Below are 3,216 nucleotides of genomic sequence, written 5' to 3' on the forward strand. Positions count from 1 at the left end.
GCGGGCATGGTCGGGATGCGCCTGCCGGGGGTGGCCTTGACCGATGAGCAGTTCCTCGAATTGGGATGGGGCATCCGGGAGAGCGCCGACGATCCCGCCGATGCGCCGCCGATGCGGGTGCAGCTATCGGCCCGGCAGGTCAGCCGCCACGAATTCGCATTGACATGGCCCGCCGTCTATCTGGTCGGCGCTGGCCTGCAAGGCTCGGCGCGCATGGTCGGCCTCTGGGCCGCCTGCCGGGCCTATCGCCGACCGTTCTCCAAGGCTATCGCAGGGCGGGGCGTCAGCCGCCCGGCAGCCTATGCGTTGAGGGACAAGGGGTTGTCGCTGATCAGTCAGGGGCTGGCCCGGGATCGGGTGCCGGTGAATATCGCCTAGGCGTGGCTTCATAGGCGACTACCCCCTTTTCTCTCTCCAAGGTTGACAGGCGCCTTCGTGGCGGCAAGGCTTCGGGAATTCCCCCTTGTCCGCATATCCCCATGCCCCATTTCAAGCTCGACACCACCGCCCTCGACCCGCAGCACCGCGTCGCCGAGTTCGAGGCGGCCTGCGCCCAGGTCTGCCAGCTGATGATCGCACCGACGGGCGAGGATTTCGCCTCGCGCACCGAGATCGCGCTGATCGGTCAGGCGGTCTTCGCCAACACCCGCCATTCCGCTTGCGTCACCAGCCGGACCATGGCGCTGGCGGCGGGCACCGGCGACAACATTCTGCTGCACATCCCCTTCAGCGGCGGCTTCACCATCCGCCAGCGCGGCGGCAGCGAACAGGCCTGCGGGGCGGGCTCGATCTATGTCGACCCGACCGGAGAGCCGGGCGTGGCCCGGTTCGAGGGGGCGGGCGCCCATGCCTTCTACCTGTCGCTGCCGCGGGCGCTGCTGGGGCCGGCGGGCGACAGGCTGGGCCTGCGCGGCCAGATCGCGCTGACGCCGCAATGGCGGCTGATGCTGGGCTATGCCCGCGCCATCCATGCCGAGGCCGCCCTGCTGCCCGCCGCCGATCTGGAGCAGTGCGGCGCGCATCTTCAGGATCTGGTCCTGCTCGCCATCGGCGCGGACCGCGATGCCGAGCAGATCGCCCGGGGCCGCGGCGCGCGGGTGGCCCGGCTGCGGGCGATCCGCGCCGATATCGAGCGGAACCTGACCAGCCCGGACCTCGCCCCCGGCTGGATCGCGGCGCGGCACGGCATCTCGCCGCGCTACCTGCGCGGCCTGTTCGCCGACGAGGGGACCTCCTTCTCCGACCATGTGATGCGGCGGCGGCTGATGCTGGCGCACGGCCGGCTGTCGGACCCGGCGCTGTTCGGGGTGCCGGTCAGCCGCATCGCCGCCGAGACGGGGTTCGGCGACCTGTCGTGGTTCAACCAGCGGTTCCGGCAGGCCTTTGGCCGGACGCCCACCGGTATCCGCAACCTCGCCATCGGCCGGCTGCGGGACGGCCCGGGTTCCGCCTGACCCGCATTCGGTGCCGCCAGCCCCGAGACGCAGGGGCAGCCGCCGCGGCATCATCGCCCGGATGCGGCCCGGCCGTCCCGTTGCGGAGATTTCGATGACATCGCCCTCCCCCCGCCTGTCTGCGGCGCTGCTGGCTGCCAGCCTCGCCCCTCCGGTCCTGGCCGAGACCACGACCATGATCGTGATGGACGGCTCCGGCTCGATGTGGGGACAGATCGACGGGCGCACCAAGCTGGAGATCGCGCGCGAAGTGGTGGCCGACGTGCTGGCAGGGATGCCCGCCGACCGGGTTCTGGGCCTGATGGCCTACGGCCACCGCGAGCGCGGCAATTGCGCGGACATCGAGTTGATGGTGCCCCCGGCAGCCGGCAGCGGGGCGGCGATCCTCGACGCCGTCAACGCCATGCGGTTCCAGGGCAAGACGCCGCTGTCCGAGGCCGTGCGCCAGGCCGCCGAGGCGCTGCGCAGCGCCGAGGAGCCGGCCACCGTGGTGCTGGTCACCGACGGGATCGAGACCTGCGAGGCCGATCCCTGCGCACTGGCAGCGGAGCTGGAAGCCTCGGGTGTCGATTTCACCGCCCATGTCATCGGCTTCGGCCTGACCCGCGACGAGGGGGCCGAGGTCGCCTGCATCGCCGGGAACACCGGCGGCCGCTATATCGAGGCTTCGGATGCCGGGGAACTGGCCGGGGCGCTGGAACAGGCTGTCGGCGGGGCCGCGATGCCCGCGCCCGAGCCGCCGCCCGAGCCGGAACCCGAGGAGCAGACCCGCCACTTCCCCGGCGATCCCTGGATGGAAGGCTTCGCCATCGGCACCACCGGCTATGCCTTCGGCCCCGACCTGCCCGAACCCGCCGCCTTCGACTTTCCCCCCGAAGGCACCGCCGAGGACTGCCGCGCGATCTGCGAGGCGGACGGCGATTGCGGCTCCTGGCGCTACGAGCCGAAGGGCAGCTTCTTCGTCGATCATGCGCGCTGCTTCGCCTTCCGCCCGGGAACCGAGTTCCTGCCCAATGTCTATCCGGTCGCGGACGGTTTCGTCTCGGGCATGAAGCCCGGTGTCGTCGGGCTGATCTCGCCCTATGTGGCCATCGGCGCCGAGGCGGCGGCCAGCCTGACGCTGACCGGCCCGGTCGCGCCGGGCGAGGAGTTCACCGTGCTCTGGTTCGGCCCGGCGGGCGCCGAGGACTGGGTCGGCATCGTGCCGCCGGGCACCCCGGACCCTTCGGGCGACCTGTCCTGGTTCTACGTCGCCGAGACCATCGAGCCGGGCGACCGCCCCGAGGGGGCCGGCACGCTGACCGCTCCCGCCGAGCCGGGGCTCTACGAATTGCGCTACGTCTTCGGCCGCAGCACCGACCGGCGCGTCATCTTCGCCATGCCCCTGCCGGTGGGGGTGGAAGCGCCCGCGGCGGACGGGCCGGCCGCGGACCTGCTGCCGGTGCGGATCGCCGCCCCGGCCGGGCATGAGACCGACCCGATCTCCTGGAGCGCCACGCCGCTGGACCCCTCCACCGAGACCCCCGAGGCCGTGGCCATGCCGGAGGCCATCGCCGGCCCATGGGAGACCGATCTCTTCCCGGGCCGCTGGCGGATCGAGGGGCTGGCGGCCAGCGGCATGTATTTCGCCGCCGAGATCATCGTGACCGATGCAGCCGGGCAGTCCTTCGAGATTCCCGTCGGCTTCGAGAGCGAGGGTATGGGCGAGGACCTGCCGCCTGCCGAAACAGGCACTCCCTTCGCCGATGCAGCGACCGGCCTC

Annotated in this window: 2 protein-coding genes and 1 pseudogene; all 3 read left to right on the forward strand. The window is 71.9% G+C overall.

Annotation, left to right across the window (positions count from 1 at the left end; all coding sequences use genetic code 11):
• Positions 1 to 378 (forward strand): annotated as a pseudogene (locus G5B31_RS20680) (hypothetical protein); the annotation flags it as partial.
• Between the two features lie 101 nt (positions 379 to 479).
• Entirely contained in the window at positions 480 to 1,454 is a 975-nt protein-coding gene (locus tag G5B31_RS20685; protein WP_165020081.1) for an AraC family transcriptional regulator, read from the forward strand.
• A 94-nt stretch (positions 1,455 to 1,548) separates the two neighbouring features.
• Positions 1,549 to 3,216 (forward strand): VWA domain-containing protein (locus G5B31_RS21115; protein ID WP_205912053.1); only part of this gene is annotated, 1,668 nt, incomplete at its 3' end.

Origin of the sequence: Rhodobacter sp. SGA-6-6 (assembly GCF_011043545.1) — a bacterium.
In the GTDB taxonomy this organism is placed as follows: domain Bacteria; phylum Pseudomonadota; class Alphaproteobacteria; order Rhodobacterales; family Rhodobacteraceae; genus Pseudogemmobacter.